This window comes from Pseudomonas sp. LD120, from assembly GCF_009861525.1.
Classification (GTDB): domain Bacteria; phylum Pseudomonadota; class Gammaproteobacteria; order Pseudomonadales; family Pseudomonadaceae; genus Aquipseudomonas.
The window spans coordinates 2228002-2252557 of sequence record NZ_WVHL01000005.1; the positions used below are offsets into that span (position 1 = coordinate 2228002).

At 61.0% G+C, this 24556-nt stretch carries 20 protein-coding genes; 10 read left to right on the forward strand and 10 right to left on the reverse strand.

Annotated elements, in window-relative coordinates; genetic code table 11:
* Positions 1-42: 42 nt before the first annotated feature.
* Complete coding sequence (locus tag PLD_RS24560) at positions 43-861, reverse strand: pyruvate, water dikinase regulatory protein (RefSeq protein ID WP_102863851.1); 819 nt, start codon at positions 859-861, stop codon at positions 43-45.
* Between the two features lie 174 nt (positions 862-1035).
* Here PLD_RS24560 and ppsA point away from each other — a divergent pair, with 174 nt between their 5' ends.
* The 8 genes from ppsA to PLD_RS24600 all read left to right on the forward strand — a co-directional run bounded on the left by ppsA (position 1036) and on the right by PLD_RS24600 (position 9170).
* Complete coding sequence (gene ppsA / locus PLD_RS24565) at positions 1036-3411, forward strand: phosphoenolpyruvate synthase (protein WP_159897310.1); 2376 nt, start codon at positions 1036-1038, stop codon at positions 3409-3411.
* 102 nt (positions 3412-3513) lie between these two features.
* On the forward strand, positions 3514-4500 hold the full coding sequence (locus PLD_RS24570; RefSeq protein ID WP_159897311.1) for an alpha/beta fold hydrolase: 987 nt from the start codon (positions 3514-3516) through the stop codon (positions 4498-4500).
* A gap of 256 nt (positions 4501-4756) precedes the next feature.
* The gene (gene rraA, locus PLD_RS24575; protein ID WP_159897312.1) at positions 4757-5248 is read left to right on the forward strand and encodes a ribonuclease E activity regulator RraA; all 492 of its coding nucleotides are present in this window, start codon (positions 4757-4759) and stop codon (positions 5246-5248) included.
* Positions 5249-5273: 25 nt separating this feature from the next.
* Positions 5274-6269 carry a zinc transporter ZntB gene (locus PLD_RS24580; RefSeq protein ID WP_159897313.1) on the forward strand — a complete coding sequence of 332 codons (996 nt, stop codon included), beginning with the start codon at positions 5274-5276 and terminating at the stop codon, positions 6267-6269.
* 57 nt (positions 6270-6326) lie between these two features.
* On the forward strand, positions 6327-6578 hold the full coding sequence (locus PLD_RS24585; protein ID WP_371929081.1) for a CrfX protein: 252 nt from the start codon (positions 6327-6329) through the stop codon (positions 6576-6578).
* A 2-nt stretch (positions 6579-6580) separates the two neighbouring features.
* Positions 6581-7405, forward strand: a complete 825-nt coding sequence (locus PLD_RS24590) for a mechanosensitive ion channel domain-containing protein (protein WP_016964357.1) — start codon at positions 6581-6583, stop codon at positions 7403-7405.
* A gap of 86 nt (positions 7406-7491) precedes the next feature.
* Positions 7492-8082: an RNA polymerase sigma factor SigX gene (gene sigX / locus PLD_RS24595; protein ID WP_011060195.1), complete on the forward strand. Its 591-nt coding sequence runs from the start codon at positions 7492-7494 to the stop codon at positions 8080-8082.
* Positions 8083-8189: 107 nt separating this feature from the next.
* Complete coding sequence (locus PLD_RS24600) at positions 8190-9170, forward strand: OmpA family protein (RefSeq protein ID WP_159897315.1); 981 nt, start codon at positions 8190-8192, stop codon at positions 9168-9170.
* A gap of 78 nt (positions 9171-9248) precedes the next feature.
* On the opposite strand, the gene cobA is transcribed toward PLD_RS24600, so the two are convergent.
* The 6 genes from cobA to PLD_RS24630 form a co-directional block, all read right to left on the reverse strand.
* Positions 9249-9989, reverse strand: a complete 741-nt coding sequence (gene cobA / locus PLD_RS24605) for a uroporphyrinogen-III C-methyltransferase (RefSeq protein ID WP_159897316.1) — start codon at positions 9987-9989, stop codon at positions 9249-9251.
* Positions 9990-9998: 9 nt separating this feature from the next.
* On the reverse strand, positions 9999-12716 hold the full coding sequence (locus PLD_RS24610) for a nitrate reductase (protein ID WP_159897317.1): 2718 nt from the start codon (positions 12714-12716) through the stop codon (positions 9999-10001).
* The gene (gene nirD / locus PLD_RS24615) at positions 12716-13033 is read right to left on the reverse strand and encodes a nitrite reductase small subunit NirD (RefSeq protein ID WP_159897318.1); all 318 of its coding nucleotides are present in this window, start codon (positions 13031-13033) and stop codon (positions 12716-12718) included. The genes PLD_RS24610 and nirD overlap by 1 nt, the downstream gene beginning before the upstream one ends.
* A complete protein-coding gene (nirB, locus tag PLD_RS24620; RefSeq protein ID WP_159897319.1) occupies positions 13030-15483 on the reverse strand; it encodes a nitrite reductase large subunit NirB in 2454 nt (817 codons plus the stop codon). Before nirB ends, nirD begins: the two co-directional genes overlap by 4 nt.
* Before the next feature lie 455 nt (positions 15484-15938).
* Positions 15939-17609 (reverse strand): bifunctional protein-serine/threonine kinase/phosphatase, encoded by a 1671-nt coding sequence (locus PLD_RS24625; RefSeq protein ID WP_159897320.1) that lies wholly within the window; start codon positions 17607-17609, stop codon positions 15939-15941.
* A 7-nt stretch (positions 17610-17616) separates the two neighbouring features.
* Positions 17617-18828 carry a NarK/NasA family nitrate transporter gene (locus PLD_RS24630; RefSeq protein ID WP_159897321.1) on the reverse strand — a complete coding sequence of 404 codons (1212 nt, stop codon included), beginning with the start codon at positions 18826-18828 and terminating at the stop codon, positions 17617-17619.
* A 453-nt stretch (positions 18829-19281) separates the two neighbouring features.
* Between PLD_RS24630 and PLD_RS24635 the strand changes: the two genes are divergently transcribed.
* Positions 19282-20583 (forward strand): IS4 family transposase, encoded by a 1302-nt coding sequence (locus tag PLD_RS24635; protein WP_159890820.1) that lies wholly within the window; start codon positions 19282-19284, stop codon positions 20581-20583.
* Between the two features lie 26 nt (positions 20584-20609).
* Here PLD_RS24635 and PLD_RS24640 read toward each other — a convergent pair whose 3' ends face one another.
* Together PLD_RS24640 and PLD_RS24645 are read right to left on the reverse strand one after the other, a co-directional pair.
* On the reverse strand, positions 20610-21185 hold the full coding sequence (locus PLD_RS24640; RefSeq protein WP_159897322.1) for an ANTAR domain-containing response regulator: 576 nt from the start codon (positions 21183-21185) through the stop codon (positions 20610-20612).
* Positions 21186-21200: 15 nt separating this feature from the next.
* A complete protein-coding gene (locus PLD_RS24645) occupies positions 21201-22412 on the reverse strand; it encodes a CmpA/NrtA family ABC transporter substrate-binding protein (protein ID WP_159897323.1) in 1212 nt (403 codons plus the stop codon).
* A gap of 230 nt (positions 22413-22642) precedes the next feature.
* On the opposite strand from PLD_RS24645, the gene PLD_RS24650 reads away from it, so the two are divergent.
* A complete protein-coding gene (locus PLD_RS24650) occupies positions 22643-23665 on the forward strand; it encodes a quinone-dependent dihydroorotate dehydrogenase (protein WP_159897324.1) in 1023 nt (340 codons plus the stop codon).
* A 131-nt stretch (positions 23666-23796) separates the two neighbouring features.
* Here PLD_RS24650 and rmf read toward each other — a convergent pair whose 3' ends face one another.
* Complete coding sequence (rmf, locus tag PLD_RS24655) at positions 23797-24012, reverse strand: ribosome modulation factor (protein WP_159897325.1); 216 nt, start codon at positions 24010-24012, stop codon at positions 23797-23799.
* Between the last annotated feature and the right edge of the window lie 544 nt (positions 24013-24556).

Sequence of the window (24556 nt, forward strand, 5' to 3'; positions counted from 1 at the left end):
GGATCCCTTGCCACATCGGGCTGGCTGAAGCCGTGGCGCGGTCTACTTGAAGCGCCGCTCCACGCCTTTTTCCACGAGGATCTTGGCCGAGATCTCTTCCACCGAGAAATGCGTGGAGTTGATATGGGGAATGTTCTCGCGGCGGAACAGGTTCTCCACTTCGCGCACTTCGAACTCGCACTGGGCGTAGCTGGAATAGCGGCTGTTGGGCTTGCGCTCGTTGCGGATCGCGGTGAGGCGGTCGGGGTCGATGGTCAGGCCGAACAGCTTGTGCTTGTGAGCGCGCAGGGCATTGGGCAGTTGCAGGCGCTCCATGTCTTCTTCAGTCAGCGGGTAGTTGGCCGCGCGGATGCCGAATTGCATGGCCATGTACAGGCAGGTTGGGGTCTTGCCGCAGCGCGATACGCCCACCAGGATCAGGTCAGCCTTGTCGTAGTAGTGGGTGCGGGCACCGTCGTCGTTGTCCAGGGCGAAGTTCACCGCCTCGATGCGCTCCATGTAGTTGGAGTTGTGGCCAATGGAATGGGACTTGCCGACGGAGTAGGACGAGTGTTCGCTGAGCTCCTGCTCCAGGGGGGCGAGGAAGGTCGAGAAGATATCGATCATGAAACCATTGGAGGTGGCGAGGATCTCTCGAATGTCCTGATTGACGATGGTGTCGAAGATAATCGGCCGATAACCGTCTTTTTCGGCGGCTATATTGATTTGTTGTACCATGGCCCGCGCTTTTTCCATGCTGTCGATGTACGGCCGCGTGAATTTGCTGAAGGTAACGTTTTCGAACTGCGCCAACAGGCTCTGGCCGAGGGTTTCCGCCGTGATGCCGGTACCGTCGGAAATAAAGAAAGCAGATCGTTTCATTTGCGGCTTGGGCCTTAAGCTAGTGACGATTCTTGGATATGATAGGCGCGATTTGTCGGCCGGGAATGGCCCGCATTCTCACTTATTTTCCAGGTCCAGGCCATATAGCGGGCAAACGCTCCAAAGAGCAGCCGGCTTCTGAGCTTTTCCAACACAGTTAGTGGAGAGATCACCTTGGTAGAGTACGTAGTTTCCCTCGATAAGCTCGGCAAACACGATGTTGAGCATGTGGGGGGCAAGAACGCATCCCTGGGCGAGATGATCAGCAACCTCGCAGGTGCGGGCGTATCGGTCCCTGGTGGCTTCGCCACGACTGCTCAGGCTTATCGTGATTTTCTTGAGTTGAGTGGTCTGAACGACCAGATCCATGCCGCCCTCGATGCGCTGGATGTCGATGACGTCAACGCCCTGGCCAAGACCGGCGCGCAGATCCGTCAGTGGATCATGGAGGCCGAGTTCCCCGAGCGCCTCAACACCGAGATCCGTACCGCCTTCGCCGCGCTGTCGGCCGGCAATCCGGAAATGGCCGTGGCCGTGCGTTCTTCGGCCACCGCCGAAGACTTGCCGGACGCCTCCTTCGCCGGTCAGCAGGAAACCTTCCTCAATATCCGTGGCGTGGACAACGTGATTCGCGCGGCCAAGGAAGTGTTTGCCTCCTTGTTCAATGATCGGGCCATTTCCTATCGCGTACACCAGGGGTTCGACCACAAGCTGGTGGCCCTGTCTGCCGGTGTGCAGCGCATGGTGCGTTCGGAGACCGGCACCGCCGGGGTGATGTTCACCCTCGACACCGAATCGGGCTTTCGCGACGTGGTGTTCATCACCGGTGCCTACGGCCTGGGTGAAACCGTGGTTCAGGGCGCGGTCAATCCGGACGAGTTCTACGTCCACAAAAACACCCTTGAAGCCGGGCGTCCGGCCATCCTGCGCCGCAACCTGGGCAGCAAGGCGATCAAGATGATCTACGGTGACGAAGCCAAGGCCGGTCGCTCGGTGAAAACCGTGGATGTGGACGTGGCCGATCGCGCCCGTTTCTGCCTGACCGACGCCGAAGTCAGCGAGCTGGCCAAGCAGGCGATGATCATCGAGAAGCACTACCAGTGCCCGATGGACATCGAATGGGCCAAAGATGGTGACGACGGCAAGCTGTACATCGTCCAGGCCCGTCCGGAAACCGTGAAAAGTCGCACCTCGGCCAATGTCATGGAGCGCTACCTGCTCAAGGAAACCGGCATTGTGCTGGTGGAAGGTCGTGCTATCGGCCAGCGCATCGGCGCCGGCAAAGTGCGGATCATCAAGGACGTTTCCGAAATGGACAAAGTCCAGCCCGGCGACGTGCTGGTCTCCGACATGACCGACCCGGACTGGGAGCCGGTGATGAAGCGCGCCAGCGCCATCGTCACCAACCGTGGCGGTCGTACCTGCCACGCGGCGATCATCGCTCGTGAACTGGGCATTCCTGCCGTGGTGGGTTGTGGCAACGCCACCGAGCTGCTGAAGGATGGCCAGGGCGTGACTGTTTCCTGCGCCGAAGGCGACACCGGTCTGATCTTCGAAGGCGAACTGGGTTTCGACATCAAGCAGAACTCGGTAGACGCCATGCCGGAACTGCCGTTCAAGATTATGATGAACGTCGGCAACCCGGATCGCGCCTTTGACTTCGCCCAGTTGCCGAACGCCGGCGTGGGCCTGGCCCGCCTGGAATTCATCATCAACCGCATGATCGGCGTGCACCCCAAGGCGCTGCTGAACTACGCCGGGCTGCCGCAAGAGATCAAGGACAGCGTCGACAAGCGCATCGCCGGCTACCACGATCCTGTGGATTTCTACGTCGACAAGCTGGTTGAAGGCATCAGCACCCTGGCCGCGGCGTTCACGCCGAAGAAGGTCATCGTGCGCCTGTCGGACTTCAAGTCCAACGAATACGCCAACCTGATCGGCGGCAAGCTGTACGAGCCGGAAGAAGAGAACCCGATGCTGGGCTTCCGTGGCGCCTCGCGTTACATCAGCGAATCCTTCCGTGATTGCTTCGAGCTTGAATGCCGTGCGTTGAAACGCGTGCGCAACGAAATGGGCCTGACCAACGTCGAAATCATGGTGCCGTTCGTGCGCACCTTGGGCGAAGCCAGCCAAGTGGTTGATCTGCTGGCTGAAAATGGCCTCAAGCGTGGCGAAAACGGTCTGCGCGTGATCATGATGTGCGAACTGCCTTCCAACGCCATTCTGGCCGAAGAGTTCCTCGAGTACTTCGATGGTTTCTCCATCGGCTCCAACGACCTGACCCAGTTGACCCTGGGCCTGGACCGTGACTCGGGGATCATCGCCCACCTGTTCGACGAGCGTAATCCTGCGGTCAAGAAGCTGCTGGCCAATGCCATTGCCGCCTGCAACAAGGCTGGCAAGTACATCGGCATCTGTGGCCAGGGTCCTTCGGATCACCCGGATTTGGCCAAATGGCTGATGGAACAGGGCATTGAAAGCGTGTCGTTGAACCCGGATTCGGTACTGGAAACCTGGTTCTTCCTGGCTGAAGGCCCGGGCGCGGCGTAATCAGTGAATGACGGGGCGGCCGGCCGTGAGGCTGGCCGGCTTTTGACGATTCAAGCAGGGCGTGCTTCTTCTGGTTGCCGCCCTTTTTTGTGCAAGAAGAATATGCAAAGCAGCAGCAACCTATTTCCCGTCGCCTTGATCAGTGCCGAGCGTCGAGGCGACCTCAGCGAAGATGTCTATCGCTTGAAGCCTGGCAACAGCCCAGACTCCTCCGTGGAGCTGGCTGTTACCCGTTTGGGGCTGGCTGACGAACCCGAAGCTCGGGGTGTGCCGGTGATCCTGCTTCATGGCAGCTTTTCCAACCGGCGTTTCTGGTATTCGCCTAAGGGTATTGGCCTGGGGGCTTATCTGGCACGCGCCGGATTCGATGTGTGGATTGCGGAAATGCGCGGTCACGGTCTGTCGCGGCGCAATGCTGATTATCGCAAGAACCAAGTGGCCGACTATGCTCGTTACGATCTGCCGGCGATCGCCGCTTTTGTTCGTGAGCAAAGCGCGCAGATTCCCCACTGGATTGGTCACTCCCTCGGTGGCACCACCTTGGCGGCGGCTCTGGGGGGGCAGTATCTGGGGGAGGCCGGTGTGGCTTCGGCGGCGTTTTTCGGCACTCAGATCAGTCGCACTTACTGGCCGTTGAAGATTCCCTTGGTGGAGTGGGGCGGGCGCCTGGTCATCAAGCGGTTTGCCCAGCTTTCAGGTTCTCGACTCAAGCGAGGGCCGGAAGATGAACCGATTGGGCTGGCGCTGGAAAGTATGCGTTGGCACGGCCTGTTCGGCCGCTTTGGCGACGCTGACAAGGACTGGTGGGCGGGATTGGAGAGCGTTACGGTGCCGGCGCTAGCGGTCAGTGCGGCGGGCGATCACCAGGATCCGACTTGGGCCTGTCGCAAGCTGTTCGACCAGTTGGGAAGCGAGCAGAAACAATTTGTCTGCCTGGGGCGTGAACAGGGGTTCAGCAGTCATTTCGGTCATGTCGAGATGCTGGTGAGCAAGCCGGCGCAGGCGGAGGTCTGGCCGCTGGTGGCGCGCTGGCTTCAGGATCAGCGTGCGCCGCTGTTGGTTTCTGCCTCCGAGCAGGTGATGGTTTGAAGCGAAGGCTCTGAAAAGGGCATTTCGCTCGATTGTGCTTGTGGCTAAGATATGACGCTTTTTGCTGTTTTAGTCACATTCGGATTTTTTGGTCGTTTGCGGTTCTGCTGGCTCGGTTTGGCAAGTCTGTGACCGGGCTGATCAGTGGCTCAGGTGGCGCAGGTTAAATAGCGGCTGTGCAAGCTCGTTTTTTTAAGGCAGTCCCGGAATATCCGATGATCTTCGATCGTGTTCTTTCTGTTAAAGGAGTTTCTCGATGAACCATTACCTCACGCCCGACCTGTGCGACGCCTACCCGGACCTGGTGCAAGTGGTTGAGCCCATGTTCAGCAATTTCGGTGGCCGCGACTCCTTTGGTGGCGAAATCGTCACCATCAAGTGCTTCGAGGACAACTCGTTGGTCAAGGGGCAGGTCGAACTCAAGGGGCAGGGCAAGGTGTTGGTGGTCGACGGGGGCGGCTCTCTGCGCCGCGCGTTGCTGGGTGACATGCTGGCTGAGAAGGCGGCCAAGAACGGCTGGGAAGGTCTGGTGATCTACGGTTGCATCCGTGACGTGGATGTCATCGCGCAGACAGACCTTGGGGTCCAGGCCCTGGCCAGTCACCCGATGAAGACCGACAAGCGCGGAATTGGTGATCTCAATGTCGCGGTGACCTTTGCCGGGGTGACCTTTCGCCCGGGCGAGTATGTCTACGCTGACAACAATGGCGTGATCGTGTCGCCAAGCCCGCTGAAAATGCCTGAATAAACAATTGGCCTGACAAGGGATGAGGATGTTCGAGGAAGAAAACGCGCAGTGGGGGCTGGTGCACGCCCTGGTGCTCGACGGTCAAGGCGGTGCGCGTTCGCTTGCTCGGACGGAGCTTGACGATCTGCAGCTACAGGCCCACGAAAGCCTGTGGCTGCATTGGGATCGCAGTCATCCGCAAACTCAGACCTGGCTACGCCGCTCCAGCGGCCTGAGCGAGTTTAGTTGTGATCTGCTACTGGAGGAAAACACCCGGCCGCGCTTGCTGGCCCTGCCGGACTCGGAGCTGCTGCTGTTTCTGCGGGGCATCAATCTCAATCCTGGGGCCGAGCCTGAAGACATGGTCTCGGTGCGGATCTTCGCTGCTGCGCAACGGGTGATTTCCCTGCGTTTGCGTCCCTTGCGGGCTACTGATGAACTGCTGGCGCAGTTGGCCGAAGGCAAAGGGCCAAAGAATTCCGCCGAGCTGCTCCTGTATATGGCCGAGTACTTGACGCATAAGGTGCAGCAACTGGTCAGTGATCTCTGCGAAGTGGTCGACGGCGAAGAAGAAAATCTAGATGCCGACGAACGGTATACGCCGGAGCACGGCAGCATTTTGCAGATCCGTCGACGGGCTGCCGGGTTGAAGCGTTTTCTGGCGCCACAGCGCGATATATTCGCGCAAATGAGTCGGATAAAACTCCCCTGGTTTGCCGTTGATGACGGTGATTACTGGAATGAGCTGCACAACAGCCTGACCCGCTATCTGGAAGAACTGGAATTGACCCGGGAGCGCATGGGGCTTGTGCTGGAGGCTGAGGACCGGCGTTTGAGCGTGCGCATGAATCGCACCATGTATCGCTTCGGAATCATCACAGGCATCTTCTTGCCCATGAGCTTTCTCACCGGGCTTTTGGGGATCAACGTCGGCGGTATTCCGTTTTCCGCCAGCCCCTATGGCTTCATCATCGCTTGTGTGTTGCTGGTGGCGGTGGCTCTGGGGCAGTGGTGGTTGTTTCGTCGTTTGCGCTGGGTGTGAAGGGGCTCCATGTGACCCGAATAAATCTGATCGCGTCTTTTTCAGATATCACCAGAGGTGCGTATGCACGATCCGTTTGAAGAATCGTTACGTGACATGCTCAAAGCCTCGCCATCGAGTCGCGATGACGACGCTTGCCTGGGCCGCGTACTGAAAACCGCCAACCGTCAGGTGGGCGCGGGAGATCTGTTCAGCTTGCTGGGCCGCTGGTTACCAGCGTTGATGATTGCCTTGAATAATGGATCGGCCCATATCGCGCCGGTTTCCCGTCGTAAATCTACTGCTCGCACTGCTGATAAGGCTGATTGAATATGGAACTTGATCTCTGGACGCAGAGCCTGGTCACGGCGATGACTGCCTTGTGGACCAAGGTGGCGAATTTCATTCCGAACCTGTTCGGCGCATTGGTGGTGCTGCTACTGGGTTTCGTAGTGGCCAAGCTGCTCGATACTCTGCTGTCGAAACTGCTGGCCAAGCTGGGCCTGGATCGTTTGATGGGCGGCACCGGCCTGACCAAGTTGCTGTCCCGTGCTGGGCTGCAAGTGCCGATTTCCACCTTGATCGGCAAGATTGTCTATTGGTTCGTGCTGTTGATTTTTCTGGTGTCTGCGGCTGAGTCCCTCGGTCTTGAGCGTGTTTCGGCTACGCTCGACATGCTCGCGCTGTACTTGCCTAAGGTGTTTGGTGCCGCGTTGGTATTGCTGGTCGGGGTGCTCCTGGCGCAGTTGGCCAACGGACTGGTACGCGGAGCCGCTGAAGGCGTCGGGCTGGATTACGCCAGTGGCCTGGGGCGGATTGCCCAAGGGCTGGTGATCATCATCAGTATTTCTGTAGCGATCAGCCAGTTGGAGGTCAAAACCGACCTGCTCAACCATGTGATCGTGATTGTTTTGATTACCGTTGGTCTGGCCGTTGCGCTGGCCATGGGTTTGGGAAGCCGGGAGATTGCCGGGCAGATTCTTGCGGGAATTTATGTGCGTGAGTTGTACCAGGTTGGGCAACAAGTGCGTGTTGGTGAGGTCGAAGGCCAGATCGAAGAGATTGGCACGGTTAAAACTACATTGCTGACCGAGGAGGGTGAGCTAGTCTCCCTCTCTAACCGGATCCTGCTGGAGCAGCATGTAAGTAGCCGCTAACCCGGCAAACCCTGCTAATGTATGCCGCCGCAAAATGCCCTACCGGGTAGCGGCGGACATTGACCTGACTGTCGGCACGACTCGTTTTGAACAAAACCCAATCGCTATCCACGCGCTATGACCCCCGTGAGCTCTCTGATGAGGAGTTGGTTGCGCGCTCACATACGGAGCTGTTTCACGTAACACGCGCCTATGAAGAGTTGATGCGGCGCTACCAGAGAACCCTATTTAATGTGTGTGCGCGTTATTTAGGGAACGATCGGGATGCGGATGATGTCTGTCAGGAAGTGATGTTGAAGGTGTTGTATGGCCTTAAGAACTTTGAGGGCAAATCAAAGTTTAAGACATGGCTATATAGCATCACGTACAACGAATGCATCACGCAGTATCGCAAAGAGCGGCGCAAGCGTCGGTTGATGGACGCTTTGAGTCTTGATCCCCTCGAGGAGGCCTCTGAAGAGAAGGCGCCGAAACCTGAGGAGAAGGGTGGGCTTGACCGCTGGTTGGTGCATGTAAACCCGATTGATCGGGAAATTCTGGTGCTACGTTTTGTCGCAGAGCTGGAGTTTCAAGAGATTGCGGACATCATGCACATGGGTTTGAGTGCTACAAAAATGCGTTACAAGCGTGCTCTTGATAAATTGCGTGAGAAATTTGCAGGTATTGCTGAAACTTAGTTCGGCGCAAATGTCTCTTACGTCTAGGCGAGTTCTGATAGACTTGCCGCCGAGTTGTCCCCCGGTATGTGGGACTGCTTTACAATCACCAGATGGGGATTTAACGGATGAAACTGAAAAACACCTTGGGCATTGCCATTGGTTCTATTGTTGCCGTGACTTCGTTCGGCGTTCTGGCGCAGGGCCAAGGCGCGGTCGAGGGTGAACTGTTTTACAAAAAACAGTACAACGACAGCGTTAATCACGTTGAAGACGGCTTCAACCCTGGCGCATCGATCGGTTACTTCCTGACCGACGATCTGTCGTTGAATGCCACCTACGACAAGACCAACCACACCCGTTCTAACGACGGTACTGGTAACCAGAAAATCAAGGGCGACAACTTTGGCCTGAACGCTCAGTACCACTTTGGTACCGTGGGTGACGCTCTGCGTCCATACGTTTCCGGCGGTGTTGCTCACAAGAGCATGACCAACGTCATCGCTGACGGCCACAGCGGCCGCGACCAGTCGACTTTCCTGACTGCTGGCGCTGGTGTTAAGTACTACTTCACCAACAACCTGTTCGCTCGTGCTGGCGTTGAAGCTGACTACAAGCTGGACAACGGTAAGTGGGACTACGCTCCTACCATCGGTCTGGGCGTGAACTTCGGTGGCAGCGGCGGCAAAGTTGCTCCAGCGCCTGCTCCAGAGCCAGCACCAGCTCCAGAACCAGCTCCAGAAGCTCCAGTTGCTGAAGTTGTTCGTGTTGAGCTGGACGTGAAGTTCGACTTCGACAAGTCGGTCGTTAAGCCTAACAGCTACGCTGACATCAAGAACCTGGCTGATTTCATGAATCAGTACCCACAGACCACCACCGTTGTTGAAGGTCACACTGACTCCGTCGGTCCTGACGCTTACAACCAGAAGCTGTCTGAGCGTCGTGCAAACGCCGTTAAACAAGTTCTGGTCAACCAGTACGGCGTTGGCGCTGACCGCGTTCAATCCGTTGGTTACGGTGAGTCCCGCCCAGTTGCCGACAACGCAACTGAAGCAGGTCGCGCCATCAACCGTCGCGTAGAAGCCTCGGTAGAAGCTCAAGCTAATTAATTAGCCTTGTAGCTTGGAAAAACCCGGCCAAGGCCGGGTTTTTCTTTGCCTGCGATTTACCTGTGCGGGAGGCGTGACTCAGGCTTGGCGCACAGAGGCGTGGACCACGGATTCAGTGGCGGCCACTGCGCCGATGACCAGGATCGCCGGGCTCTTCAACTCGAAGCGCAGGGCATCACGCTCCATCCCCGCCAGATCGCTGCGGCATTCACGCTGTTCAGGCAGCGAAGCATTCTCAATCATCGCCACCGGCATATCGGCGGCCAGACCGCCGTCACGCAACTGCCCGGCGATCTCCGCCAGCTTCGCCACCCCCATGTAGATCACCAGAGTTGTACCGCTTTGCGCCAGGGCCTGCCAGTTCAGGCTGCTGTCATCCTGAGTGTGGGCGGTCACCAGCGTCACGCCCCGAGCCACGCCACGCAGGGTCAGGGGAATATCACAACGGGTTGCGCCGGCCAGTCCGGCGGTGATGCCATTGACCAGCTCCACTTCGATCCCGCGCTCCTTCAGCCACTGAGCTTCCTCGCCACCTCGCCCGAAAATGCACGGATCGCCCCCCTTGAGGCGTACCACGCAGCGCCCCTGACGGGCATAGCGCAGCATCAGGCGATGAATGAAGGCCTGGGGCGTGGAGCGACAGCCACCGCGTTTGCCCACCGGAATGACTCGCGCCGTGGGGCAATGTTCCAGCACCGCGTTGTTTGCCAGATCGTCGATCAACACCACATCGGCTTCACCGAGGGCGCGTACGGCCTTGAGTGTCAGCAACTCAGGGTCGCCGGGCCCAGCACCCACCAGCCAGACTTTTGCGCTCATACGTTTTCCTCATACAGGGACGGCGACAGGTTGCACCGGAGTCGCCAGCAGGCGCTTGATCTCCGGCACGCAGGAGCCGCATTGGCTGCCGCAACCCAGCTGTTGTTTCAGTTGATCGAGGTTCAAGCCTTCAGCGATACCGGCACAAATCGCCCGGTAGCTGACGTTCTTGCAGTTGCACAGGGTGCGCTCCTGTTTTCCGCCTAAGCCGTCTGCTCCTGGCGGATGGCTCATCGGCGCGAGCAGCCAGCGTCTTAGTTGCTCATCGGTGCGCCCCTTGAGCCACAGTTGCTGCAGCCAGTGCTGGGCCAGGGTTTCCCCGGCCAGGCGAATGGCAGTGATCCGCCCCTGTTCGATGCGCACTCGCTTGCCGATGGCCCGACGTGGATCGTCATAGGCCAGCACCGGCCCGATATCGAGCCCCAACTGCTGATCGATGAGCTTGAGCAGTGCCGGCGGTGGCGCCTCTTGGTGAGCGGCTCGAACCACCAGGGCCGGCCGGTCGCGACCGGTCAGGCTGAGGCTGACGTAGGCAAAGGCTTCGCACAGGGGGCGCAGGGTCTTGAAGTGGGCCTGCACGTCGCCTTCGATCAAGGCAAACAAGTGCCAAGGCAGTTGCACTGGCTCCAGGCGCACACCGCTGTGTTTGAGTTCCGGCTGCTTGGACAGAGGGTCGAAGGCCGGTTGGGTGACGGCATTGACCCCGCCCTTGAGGAAGCGGTCGCCCCAGTGCATGGGTAGAAATGCCTGGCCGGGGCGCACACTGTCATCACTGTTGACGGCGACGATCACGGAGCCTCGGCGGCTTTTCAGGTTCACCAGATCACCTTCCCGTAGCCGCTGGCGCCGCAGTTCATCCGGATGCAGGCTTAGCAGTGCCTCGCTGACATGGCCGAACAATTGCGCCGCGGTGCCGGTGCGGCTCATGCCGTGCCAATGGTCCCGCAGCCGACCGGTGAGCAGCGTCAGGGGGTAGCGCGCATCCCGCTGTTCCTTGGCGGCCAGGTAAGGATCACTGACAAAATGCGCACGGCCTGTGGCCGTGGGAAAGCGTCCATCCCCATACAAGCGCGGGGTGCCCTGTGTTGCGCCAGCGGGGAAGGGCCATTGCTGCGGGCCGAGACGATCGATCAACGCGTGACTGAGGCCAGACAGATCCAGGTCGCGGCCCTGGGTCAGGCCTTTGTACTCATCGAACAGCTGGGCGGGGGCATCGAAGTCAAACAGGCTCGGCTGTCCGGGCCGCAGGCGTCGCTCCAGGCGTTGGGCAAAATCCACGGCAATGGCCCAGTCAGGACGCGCCTCGCCGGGCGCGATCACGGCCTGGCGTACATGAGAAACCCGGCGTTCCGAATTGGTCACCGTGCCTTCTTTTTCACCCCAGCTCGCGGCAGGTAGCAGCAGGTCGGCAAAGGCCGTGGTTTCCGTGGTGGCGAAGGCTTCTTGCAGGACCACGAAAGGGCAGTGCTGCAGGGCAGCCCGCACAGCGTTCTGATCTGGCAGGGACTGCGCCGGGTTGGTGCAGGCGATCCACAAGGCCTTGATGCCACCACTTTGCAACTGCTCAAACAACTCGATAGCGCTCAGTCCAGGGCTGTCAGGCAACTGTTCCACCCCCCAGTAGGCGGCGACTTGCGCACGATGCTCAGGGTCTGCGGCCTCCCGGTGTCCGGGGAGCAGGTTGCTCAGGCTGCCGGTTTCGCGCCCGCCCATGGCATTGGGCTGGCCGGTGAGCGAGAAAGGCCCTGTACCAGGGCGGCCGATTTGCCCGGTGGCCAGGTGCAGATTGATCAGCGCACTGTTTTTTGCGCTGCCGGCGCTGGACTGATTCAAGCCCATGCACCACAACGACAGGAAACTGGGCGCCATCCCTATCCATTGGGCGCACAGCTGCAGTTGCTCAAGACTGATACCGCAGAGTTGCGCCACCATCGCCGGGGTGTAGTCGCGGACCAGGAGCTTCAGCTCGGCCAGGCCCTCGGTGTGTTCGCGGATGAAGTCCCGATCGACCCAGTCCTCCCACAGCAACAGGTGGAGAATGCCGTGGAACAGTGCGACATCGGTGCCCGGCAGAATCGCCAGATGCAGGTCGGCCAGATCGCAGGTGTCGGTACGACGCGGGTCGATGACGATGACTTTCATCTCCGGGCGCCGGCTTTTCGCCTGCTCCAGGCGCCGAAACAGCACCGGGTGGGCGTAGGCCATGTTGCTGCCGACGATCACCACGCAATCGCTGTGCTCCAGGTCCTCATAACTGCAAGGCGGCGCATCGGCTCCCAGGCTGCGTTTGTAGCCCACCACCGCCGAGGACATGCACAGCCGTGAGTTGCTGTCGATATTGTTGGTGCCCACCAGGGCCCGGGCCAGCTTGTTGAAGGCGTAATAGTCCTCGGTCAGCAGTTGTCCGGAGACATAGAACGCCACGCTGTCCGGGCCATGCTCGGCGATGGTCTGGGCGAACACCCCGGCGGCATGCTCCAGGGCGCTGTCCCAGTCGCAGCGGCTGCGAGCCAGGTCCTTGCCCAGGCGCAGTTCCGGGTACAGGGCGCGGGCGTTGCGGTCGCCGGTCAAATGCAGGCTGGCGCCCTTGCTGCACAGCTTGCCGAAGTTGGCCGGGTGCGTCGGATCGCCGCTGACCCCGAGGATCTGCCGGCCGTCATGCTCGATCAGCACACCGCAGCCGACCCCGCAGTAGCAACAGGTCGAGGCCGTGCGCTGGCGCTGCATCACCCGGCCTCCCGCAGGGCCAACTGCACTCGGCCGCTTTCCACTCGCGTCGGATGATGGTGGGCGCAACCGACGTCCGGTGCCTGGGCTGCGCCGGATTCCAGGTCGATCTGCCAGTTGTGCAGCGGGCAGGCCACGCGCCTGCCGTAGATCAATCCCTGGGACAGGGGGCCGCCCTTGTGCGGGCAGCGGTCATCGAGGGCGAAGACTTGATCGTCGCTGGTACGAAAAATCGCGATATCGCCCTTGGGGCCCTTGATGATGCGCGAGCCCAGGGCATTGATCTCTTCCAGGGCGCAGATATCCAGCCAGTTCATGCCGGCACCTCCAGTTGTTTCACGGGGATCGACTCGTACTCTTTTTTCAGCTGCGGCTCGGCCAGGCGCTGCTGCCACGGGTCTTGCTCGAAGGACAGGGAGAACTGCAGGCGCTCGTTCAGCGCCTTGCGCCGCTGCGGGTCTTCCAGCACGGCCTTTTTCACGTGCTCCAGGCCGACCCGTTGCAGGTAGTGCACCGTGCGTTCGAGGTAGAAGGCCTCTTCGCGGTACAGCTGGAGGAAGGCGCCGTTGTATTCGCGGACTTCTTCGGCGGTCTTGAGCTTGACGAAAAACTCCGCCACCTCGGTCTTGATCCCGCCGTTGCCGCCGATGTACAGCTCCCAGCCCGAATCGACGCCGATGATGCCCACGTCCTTGATCCCGGCTTCCGAGCAGTTGCGCGGGCAACCGGAGACCGCCAGCTTGACCTTGTGCGGTGACCACATGTTGAACAGGTCGTGTTCCAGCTCGATGCCCAGCTGGGTGGAGTTCTGTGTGCCGAAGCGGCAGAACTCGCTGCCGACACAGGTCTTCACCGTGCGGATGGATTTGCCGTAGGCGTGGCCGGAGGGCATGTCCAGGTCTTTCCAGACTCCGGGCAAGTCTTCCTTGCGGATGCCCAGCAGGTCGATGCGCTGGCCGCCGGTGACCTTGACCATGGGCACCTGGTACTTGTCGGCGACATCGGCGATGCGCCGCAGCTCGGACGGATTGGTCACGCCCCCCCACATCCGCGGCACCACCGAGTAGGTCCCATCCTTCTGGATGTTGGCGTGGGCCCGCTCGTTGATCAGTCGCGATTGCGGATCGTCCCGGGCTTCTCCCGGCCAGGTGGAGATCAGGTAGTAGTTCAGCGCCGGGCGGCAAGTGGCGCAACCGTTGGGGGTGCGCCAGTTGAGGTCGCTCATGGTGCCGGCGACGGTCAGCAGGTGCTGTTCGCGAATGGCCTGGCGGATCTGCCCGTGGTTCAGGTCGCTGCAGGCGCAGATGGCCTTTTCGCTTTTCGGCTTGACGTCCGCCGCGCCGCCCACGGTGTTGATCAGGATCTGCTCCACCAGGCCGGCGCAGGAGCCGCAGGAGCTGGCGGCCTTGGTGTGTTTCTTGACCTCGTCGACGCTGAACAGCCCGTGTTCCTGAATGGCTTTGACGATGCTGCCCTTGCACACACCATTGCAGCCGCAGACCTCGGCGCTGTCGGCCATGCTCATGGCCTTGTCCTGGCCCTGGTGGCCGACCTCCCCCAAGGCCTGCTCGCCGAACATCAGGTGATCGCGGATTTCGCCAATGCCGTGCTGTTCGCGGATCTGCCGCAAGTACCAGCCTCCGTCCGCCGTATCGCCGTACAGGCAGGCGCCCACCAGTACGTCGTCCTTGATCACCAGCTTCTTGTAGACCCCGCCAATCGGGTCGGCGAGGGTGATGGTCTCGGTGCCGTCGTCGCCCATGAAGTCCCCGGCGGAGAACAGGTCGATGCCCGTGACCTTCAACTTGGTCGAGGTCACTGAGCCCTGGTAGCGGGCAAAGCCCAGTTGGGCCAGGTGGTTGGCGCAGACCTTGGCCTGTTCGAACAGCGGCGCCACCAGGCCGTAGGCGATACCGCGGTGACTGGCGCATTCACCGATGGCGTAGATGCGCGGGTCGAAGGTCTGCAGGGTGTCGTTGACCAGAATCCCGCGGTTGCAAGGCAGGCCGGCCCGTTCCGCCAGTTCGCTGTTGGGGCGGATGCCGGCGGCCATCACCACCAGATCGGCGGGGATGATCTCGCCATTCTTGAACTGCACCGAGCCGACCCGGCCATTGCCGGCATCGATCAGGGCCTGGGTCTGTTCACACAGGCGAAACTTCAGGCCACGGCTTTCCAGGGCGCTCTGCAGTAACTGGCCGCTGGTCTGGTCCAATTGGCGTTCCAGCAGCCAGTCGCCGATATGTACCACGGTCACGTCCATGCCCCGCAGCGTGAGGCCGTTGGCGGCTTCCAGGCCCAGCAGGCCGCCGCCGATCACCACTGCGTGCTGATGGGTTTTCGTCGCGTCAATCATCGCCTGGGTGTCGGCAATGTCGCGATAGCCGATCACCCCCTGCAGTTCCTTGCCGGGAATCGGCAGGATAAACGGCGTGGAACCGGTGGCGATCAGCAGGCGGTCGTACTCGGCCTCGCTGCCGTCCTCGGCGATCACCCGGCGCTTGATGCGGTCGATCTGCACCACTTTGCGGTTGAGCAGCAGCTTGATGTCGTGGTCCAGGTACCAGTCCAGGTCGTTGAGGACAATGTCCTCGAACGTCTGTTCACCGGCCAGCACCGGTGACAGCAGGATGCGGTTGTAGTTGGTGTGGGGTTCGGCACCGAACACGGTGATGTCGTACAGCTCGTCGCTCAGTTTGAGCAACTCTTCCAGGGTGCGGACCCCGGCCATGCCGTTGCCGATCATTACCAGTTTGAGTCTTTTCATGGGCTTCTCCGGAGCTCAGGCAGGGTCAGTGCGGCCTGGCTCGACAAACTGCGCGCAAACAAAAAAGGCGTCCCGTCAGTGGCCTGACGAGGACGCCTTTGTCCGATCCCGTTCTCTCGGGAAGCCCGCCTTCGTCGTTGAAGGCCGGCTTTATGTCTGTTGCCTGATCTAATGCAGCGCTTGTGCCAAGTTGCCAAGGGCGCGGTTTATGGGGCTTTTGTGAAGATTGTCAGCGTGCCGGGTATGGTCCTTGCACCGAATCGAGGCGTCACGCCCTCTTTCGGCTCTTTGGGGCGGCTGCTGGGGGCGATGAATGGCCTGGGCATCGCCAAGCAAGGTTCTGCGGAGCGTTTCGCAGCCTCGCTATGGCTCGACAGCGGCTACACCTGCTGCCAATGCCGAAGGGGTTTGTAGCCGCTGCCGCAGGCTGCGAACGGTCTGCTGGGACGCGGGAGCTAACGATGCAGCAGCACAAGCAACAGCATCAGGTTGAACAGCAAGGCGAGCAGGGCGATGCCGCGCCAGACCTTCAGGGGTTCGCGTTCCAGCAAGGGCCGCGGCCTCGTGCTCAGGCCGCGCCGTTCGCCGTGTTCCAGCGCCAGCAGCCATTCTTCGGCGGTTTCGTAGCGCCGTCTGGGGTCGGCACTCACCCCGCGTTCCAGGCTTTGCGCGAGCCATTCCGGCAGGTCCGGGCGATAGCGCGCGGGGCTTGTCGGGGCACCGAAGCGCGGGCGCTGGAAAGCCTCGATCTCGCCGTGGGGGTAGTGTCCGGTCAGCAGGTAATACAGGCTGACGCCCACGGCATAGAGGTCTTGTTGCGGGCTGGGAGGTTCGCCGTCGAAGGCTTCCGGGGCGATGTAGCTTGGGGTGCCCGGTAGCAGGTGTGCTGGGTCTGCTGACAAGCCGGGGCAATAGGCAAGGCCGAAATCCAGCACCCGCAGTTCGCCATCATCCCCCAGCAGCAGGTTGTCGGGCTTGATGTCACGGTGCAGGATCTGCCGCCGGTGCAGCAAACCGATCGCCCGCAGCAGGTGCTCGGCCAGGGGCTGCCATTGCGCCAGCGGCAGGGGGCCGTTCAGGCGAAACAGATTGGCCAGGGTCCGGCCCGGATACTCGCGCATCACGTAGTAGAGGTGCTGGCGCGATGTCGCACCGTGCACCTGGGGGAAGTGACGCCCGGCCACGCGGCGCAGCAGCCACTCTTCGGACAACAGTCCCTGGCAGGCGTCGAGGTCCTTATGCAAGGCCCCGGGCAGGGTTTTCAGCAACCAGGCTTGCTGTTGCTCGTCACGCACCCGGTACAGCAGTGATTGCTGGCTCTGGTTGATCAGCGCTTCGATGTGCCAGCCCTCGAAGCAGTGCCCGGGTGTGAGTGGTGGAGGCAGGGGCCATTGCTGCAGGTGCAGCAGGGCATCGCCAATGCTGCTTTCGCCCAGCTGGTCCACTCGCACCAGCAGTGCGCTGGCGTTGTCCTGGCTGCCGGCCAGGTGCGCGGCGTTGACCAGGGTCGCCACCGCGTTGTCCGGCTCCGGTTGGTCCCGCAGGATGGCGGCAATGGCGGTGTCGCCCAAGGTGGCCCAGACCCCGTCGCTGAGCAGCAGGAAGCTTTCGCCCTGGTGCAGTTCGCCATCGAGAAAATCCAGCACCAGATGCTGGTCCAGGCCCAGGGCGCGCTTGAGCACATGCTGCATGCCCGGTTGTTCCCAGACGTGGTCCTCGCTGATGCGTTGCAACTGCTGTTGGTGCCAGCGATAGACCCGGCAGTCGCCGACATGGGCCAGGGTGAAGCGTCGCCCGCGCAATACCAGGGCGCTGAGGGTGGTGAGCAGGGGCTGGCCGCCGCCGTTGGCCTGCAACCAGCGGTTCTGGGCGATCAGCAGACGCTCCAGGGCTTCGGCCACGGGCCAGGTTTCTGGCGTGGCGTAGTAGTCCAGGGCCAGCGCCTGCAGGGTTGAGCGTGCTGCCAGGCCGCCGTCGGCGCACTGACTGACGCCATCGGCGATGGCGAACAGCAGGCCTTTGCTTGCCGCCAGGTCCGGCGCCGGGGTGACCCGGCGCAAGGCGTCCTGGTTCTGCGTCCGTGGCCCGGTGGCGCTGGCTTCGGCATGGCTCAGTTGCAGGCCCATGGCGCGCTTAGACCCTTGCCGCGGTCACGGCGGCGCTGCCCCAGGTGGTTCTCCAGCGACGCTTGACCCCGTGCAGGCCGAACCAGGCCAGGACCCCAAGACTGGCGAACAGCCACAGGGCCAGTTGATAGCTGCCGGTGCTTTGCTTGATCGCGCCCATGCTTGCGGCCAGGGCAAAACCGCCGATGCCACCGGCCATGCCGATCAGCCCGGTCATGACCCCGATTTCCCGGCGAAAACGTTGCGGTACCAGTTGGAAGACCGCGCCATTGCCGGCGCCGAGGCCCAGCATGGTGCAGACGAACAGGGCCAGGGCAGCGTAGGAACTGGGCAGGTTGAAACCCACCGCGGCGATGCAGACCACCGCCACGCTGTACATCGCCAGCAGGGTGCGGATACCGCCGAAACGGTCCGCCAGGGCGCCGCCCAGAGGGCGCATCAGGCTGCCGCCGAAGACACAGGCGGCGGTGTAGTAGCCAGCAGTCACCGGGCTCAGGCCGTACTGGTCATTGAAATAGCCGGGCAGGGCGCTGGCCAGGCCGATGAAACCGCCAAAGGTCACACTGTAGAAGAACATGAACCACCAGCTGTCGCGGTCCCCCAGGGCCTTGAAGTAGTCAGCCATGGACTTGGCCCGTGGCCGCTCGGGGGCGTTCTTCGCCAGCCAGGCGAACAACACCAAGGTCAGGACTAGCGGGATCAGGGCGAAGCCGAACACATTGCTCCAGCCGAAAGCCGTCGCCAGCAGCGGAGCGATCAGTGCGGCGAGCACGGTGCCGGAGTTGCCAGCACCGGCGATGCCCATCGCTTTGCCCTGGTGTTGTGGCGGATACCATTGGGACGCCAGGGGCAAGGCCACGGCGAAGGAAGCGCCGGCCATGCCGAGGAAGAGCCCCAGGAGCAGCGCTTGCTCATAGCTGTGGATGCCCAGTTTCCAGGCCACCAACAGGGCGCCGATGACGATCACTTGACCGATCAGGCCGGCGGTCTTGGGTGACAGGCGATCGGCCAGCAGGCCCATGATGAAGCGCAACACCGCGCCGGCAAGGATCGGCGTGGCCACCATCAGCCCGCGTTGCTGGGTGCTCAGGTGCAGGTCGGCGGCAATCTGCACCGCCAGGGGGCCCAGCAGGTACCAGACCATGAAGCTCAGGTCGAAATACAGGAAGGCCGCGAACAGGGTCGGGGTGTGGCCGGATTTCCAGAAGCTTGAATTCATCGCGCACCTCAGCTGATAAGAGTCGTAGGAATCGTCATGAGCTTGTAGGTGGAGCGCCGCGACGGCCGCGCCACCGACCCCGGTCAGTGGGGCCAAAACGAAAAAACGTCGGCACCTGGCTCGCGGTGGGCGAGCAGGGTGCGCGACGTCTTTGTCGTAGGTGGGGCAACCGCCGTTGGTTACCGTTGTGGATCTGATAGCAAGAGCCGCGCCAATCCGTGTCGATAGCGAGTGTTGGAGCTGGCTCAGGAGCTGGCGGCAGTAGCGGGCTTGCCAGCACTGGCGCCCTCAAGACGAACTACAAGGTTCAGAGGGCTATTTGCCGGCAATCCGGCTCTTAGGGTCATCCCTTTCAAGGTCTTAGGTAGAATCCCCTGAAATCTCAGTCAGGGATCCCCGAAGATGTGGACCGATGTTCTAGCTCGATTCGAGAAAAAAGCACCTGCCAGCGTCATGGCCAAGTTGGCGCTGGAGCAGGCTATTGCTCCTGAGTGGGTCGATCAGGTCTTCGAAGAACATCGGCAACGGCAGTACTCTCGTGAACTACTGTTCTCGACCATCATCAAGCTGATGTCCCTTGTTTCATTGGGTTTGAAGCCATCCCTGCACGCCGCCGCTCGGCAACTGGAAGATCTTCCTGTCAGCTTGGCAGCCCTCTACGACAAGATCAGTCGTACCGAACCTGCTCTGTTGCGCGCGCTGGTCACAGGCTGTGCGCAACGCCTGACCCCAACCATCAAAGAGCTGGGTTGCACCACGATGCTGCCGGGCTGGCAGGTTCGGGTGGTGGACGGCAACCACTTGGCATCCACTGAGAAACGTCTGGGCGCTCTACGCCACGAGCGAGGTGCCGCTCGTCCTGGCTTTTCGGTGGTTGTCTACGACCCCGATCTCGATCAGGTCATCGACCTTCAGGCGTGTGAGGATGCCTACGCAAGCGAGCGTATTTGTGTGCTGCCTCTATTGGCTGATGCCGAGCCGGGCCAGGTGTGGCTGGCTGATCGACTCTACTGCACGCTTCCGGTCATGGAAGCTTGTGAGCAGGTCCAGACATCCTTTGTCATTCGTCAGCAAGCCAAGCACCCACGCCTGATTCAAGAGGGTGAGTGGCAAGAGCCCGTACCTGTGGAAACAGGCACTGTGCGCGAGCAGATCATCCACGTCAGAGGCGGTTACCAATGGCGGCGCGTGGAACTGACGCTTCATTCGCCAACGGACTCGGGTGACAGCAGCTTGATGTTCTGGAGCAATCTACCTGAGAGCGTCAGTGCACAGCAGATCGCGGAACTCTATCGCCGCCGCTGGAGTATTGAGGGCATGTTCCAGCGACTGGAAGCGATCCTGGAAAGTGAAATCGAAACCCTTGGCAGCCCAAAAGCTGCCTTGCTCGGGTTCGCTACTGCGGTATTGGCATACAACGTCCTGGCCGTACTCAAACGAAGTGTCGAACAAGCCCATCGGGACACCCAGCCTGAAGGCTGGGAAGCCTCGACCTATCACTTGGCGGTCCAGGTCAGGAGTGGTTATGAGGGAATGCAGATTGCGCTGCCCTCGGAGTACCTTCCCGTTATCCCTGCGGAAAAACTGGCTCAGCGCTTGTTGGAATTAGCCAGAAACATCCAGCCAAAACAAGTTGCGAAAAGCCCACGAGGCCCCAAGGTACCCAAGCCCAAAACATGGGTGCAGGGGACGGCCGTGAATGCCCATGTTTCAACCGATCGAGTCATCAAGGCAGCCAAAACGAAAAGACCTTGAAAGGGATGGCTCTTAGGGTGCAGGAGTCAACCGAGGAGTTCCTGCATGGCGATGATCTGCTCCGCGACCTGGATCAGCTTCTGCTGCTTGCTCATGGCCTGGCGACGCATCAGGGTGTAGGCCTGTTCTTCATCGCAGTCTTTCATCTTCATCAACAGGCCCTTGGCCAGCTCAATGCGCTTGCGTTCGGCCAGTTGCTGGTCCCGGGCCTGGAGCTGAGCGCGCAGGGCCTGGTCGCTTTCAAAGCGGGCCATGGCTACGTCGAGAATCGGTTGCAGGCGCGGAACCTGGATGCCCTCGACGATGTAGGCGCTGACCCCGGACTTGATCGCCTGGCGCATCACCCCCGGATCGTGTTCATCGGTGAACATGACGATGGGCCGGGGTTGATCGCGGCTGACCAGCACCACTTGCTCCATGACATCACGGCTGGGTGACTCGGTATCGATCAGGATTACGTCCGGACGCACTGTTTCGACGCGTCCGGGCAGGTCGATGGTCAGGCCGGATTCGTCAATTACCTCGAAACCGGCTTCGCTGAGGGCGGCCTTGAGCCGTCCGACTTTTTTCGCGGTGTCGTTGATCAGCAGGATACGCAGCATGTTCGCGGGCTCCGTTCAGCGCTGGGCAACCAGGGCGGGGGCGTCGTTGAGGGCATGCAGGCGAAAGCTGCGGGCATAAGCGGCGGGCTCTGAACCGTCCCATACCTTGCCATCGATCAACTGGCTGCTGCGCATGTCCTGGCCCCAGGCGGCAACGCCCACGGCGGTAGCGGCTTCGCGGTACAGGTCGAGCTGTTGCACCTGGCGAGCGACGTCCAGGTAGTCCGGGTCCTCGCGCAACAGGCCCCAGCGCCGGAACTGGGTCATGAACCACATGCCGTCGGACAGGTAGGGCAGGTTGACGGCGCCATGCTGGTGAAAGCGCAGGGCGTGAGGGTCCTGCCAGCGATTGCCCAGGCCGTCGGCGTAGTCCCCCAGCAGCCGCGGCTCGATGCAGTCCAGCGGTGCATTCAGGTAATCGGCGGCGCTCAGGAGCTGGGCGGTGCTGCGGCGGTTTTCCGGGCTTTGCTCGATAAAGCGGCTGGCTTCGAGAATCGCCATCACCAGGATCCGAGCAGTGTTGGGGTATTGCTCGACGAAGGCGCGGGTACAGCCCAGTACCTTTTCCGGGTGGTCCGGCCAGATCGCCTGGCTGGTGGCCAGGGTGAAGCCCTGATCCTGCTGCACGGCGCTGGCACTCCAGGGTTCGCCGACGCAGAACCCGTCGATGCGCCCGGCTTGCAGGTGGGCGACCATCTGCGGTGGCGGCACCACCACGCTGTCGACATCCTGCAGCGGGTGGATGCCCTGGCTTGCCAGCCAGTAGTACAGCCACATGGCGTGGGTGCCGGTGGGGAAGGTCTGGGCGAAGGTCAGTCGCGTCCGGCTTTGGTGCACGTGGCGATCCAATGCTTCAGGACTGGTCACCTTGAGGGCTTGCAGCTCGCGGGACAGGTTGATGCTCTGGCCGTTCTGGTTCAGGCCCATGAGCACCGCCATGTCGCAGGGAGGGGTTCCGCCGATGCCCAGGTGCACGGCGTAGATCAGGCCGTACAGGCTGTGGGCGGCATCCAGTTCGCCGCTTGCCAGCTTGTCCCGCAGCCCGGCCCAGGAACTCTGGCGTTTGAGGTTCAGGGTCAGGCCGTAGGGCTGGGCAAAACCCTGGGTGGCGGCGACCACCACTGAGGCGCAATCGGTCAGGGCCATGAAGCCCAGGTTGATGGCGGACTTTTCCGGGGCATCGCTGCCGTTGACCCAGGCCAATGCAGTGTTGGGGTGTTCAGTCATGGCTTGGCACCTTGCATAAAAAAGCGTCGTCCCCACTGGCCAGGCAATGCCCGAGCGGGTGACGACGCCATTGTCCTTGAACCTGCGCCGGCATTGGCCCAGGTCTGATGGAGCAAGTGGGTGCAAGGCATATGCCATTGTCGGGGATTTTATTCTGCGCCTCGCCTGCAAGCCCTGGGCGCGGCTATAATCGGCGCCTTATTTCGCCGCCAACCGAGTTCATCCCGCCCATGTATACCCTGGCCCGCCAGCTGTTGTTCAAACTCTCCCCGGAAACCTCCCACGATCTGTCCCTGGACCTGATCGGTGCGGGCGGGCGTTTGGGCCTTAACGGTCTGTTGTGCAAGGCGCCGGCGCAGTTGCCGGTGCAGGTCATGGGCCTGGAGTTTCCGAACCCGGTGGGCCTGGCTGCCGGCCTGGACAAGAACGGTGCGGCCATCGATGGCTTCGCGCAACTGGGCTTTGGTTTCGTCGAGATCGGCACCGTGACTCCGCGCCCACAGCCGGGCAACCCCAAGCCGCGGATCTTCCGTCTGCCCCAGGCCGAAGCGATCATCAACCGCATGGGCTTCAATAACCTGGGGGTCGACCACCTGCTGGCGCGGGTTGCCGCCTCTTCATATAAGGGCGTGCTGGGGATCAATATCGGCAAGAATTTCGACACGCCGGTGGAGCGGGCGGTGGATGACTACCTGATCTGCCTGGACAAGGTCTATGCCCATGCCAGCTATGTCACGGTCAACGTCAGCTCGCCCAACACCCCGGGTTTGCGCAGCCTGCAGTTTGGCGAGTCCCTCAAGCAGTTGCTGTCGGCCCTGAGCCAGCGTCAGCAGGAACTGGCGACCCTGCATGGCCAGCGCGTGCCCCTGGCGATCAAGATCGCTCCGGACATGAGCGATGAAGAGACCGTTGAAGTGGCTCGCGCCTTGCTTGAAACCGGCATGGACGCAGTGATCGCCACCAACACCACCTTGAGTCGTGAAGGTGTCGAAGGCATGGAGTATGGCGACGAGGCGGGCGGTCTGTCCGGCGCGCCGGTGCGAGACAAGAGCACGCACACGGTCAAGGTCCTGGCGGCTGAGCTGGCTGGCCGTTTGCCGATCATTGCCGTGGGTGGCATCACTGAAGGCAAGCACGCGGCTGAGAAGATCGCCGCGGGCGCCAGCCTGGTGCAGCTGTATTCGGGCTTTATCTACAAGGGGCCGGCGTTGATTCGTGAGTCGGTGGATGCCATCGCGGCGATGGGGCGGTAAGCACGGACGCCAGCGTGGCCAATAAAAAGGGCTCCTCGAAGGAGCCCCTGGGCCGAAGCCCGCCGCCCGGATGGGGCGTGCGTGGTTAAATCGTCATCTATTCAAGTTTTAGGTGTCGGAATGTACCCTGATCAGCCGACAGCGCGAAGTTCGTTGAGTCTGTGGATGCCCGCAGTGCCTGTCATACCGTCCCAGTTGTCGCCGCGTCCCTCGCGCCAGCCGTTAATCCAGGCTTGGCGTACCGACGGTAGAGTAAATGGGCAAAGCTCACGGGACTTGCCACTAACGCCATACTGATATCCGCGTAAAAACGCTTTTTCCAACGGATCACGCTTTAGTCTTCTCATAGGGTGTTTCCCTCACTTGTTGACTGTCTTATGTCCCGTCGACCTTCATTTGAGGTCTGGCAGATTGCCTCTGCCGCTGGTGCTCGCTGCCGGCGTCGCGAGCCTTGGCGTTGGTGCCGTTGCGGCGCCAACCTGTGTTGATTTCTAACCAATAGGTCACAGCAAGTGAATGATCGTTTTGTCATAAGGGCGTAACGATATTGCTATCCATGTCATAAGCTGGGGACGTTTTGCGATGCTGGTTTCAGGCAAAGCCCGATGTGATCAGCCTCTCGCTAGATGATGGGGTTAATGCCTTAGTGAGAATGTCGAACGGTTGCACTCAACTACTATTCGACGAAGGGTCGACTTATGTCATTTTGTTGCCCTGACTTTTTTATCTGTCCCGGCTTCTAAGCTCTTTTGCCCTGCAAGAAAGCCAAATAGACGGGGTGGGACGGCACAGTTTCGTGCCACACGAGCGCTCTTGAAGAAAAGCGCTTGATTGAAAATCGAGCGGGCGACGCGTTGTCCGTTCACTTATTGCTAAAGGCCTTGGTATTCC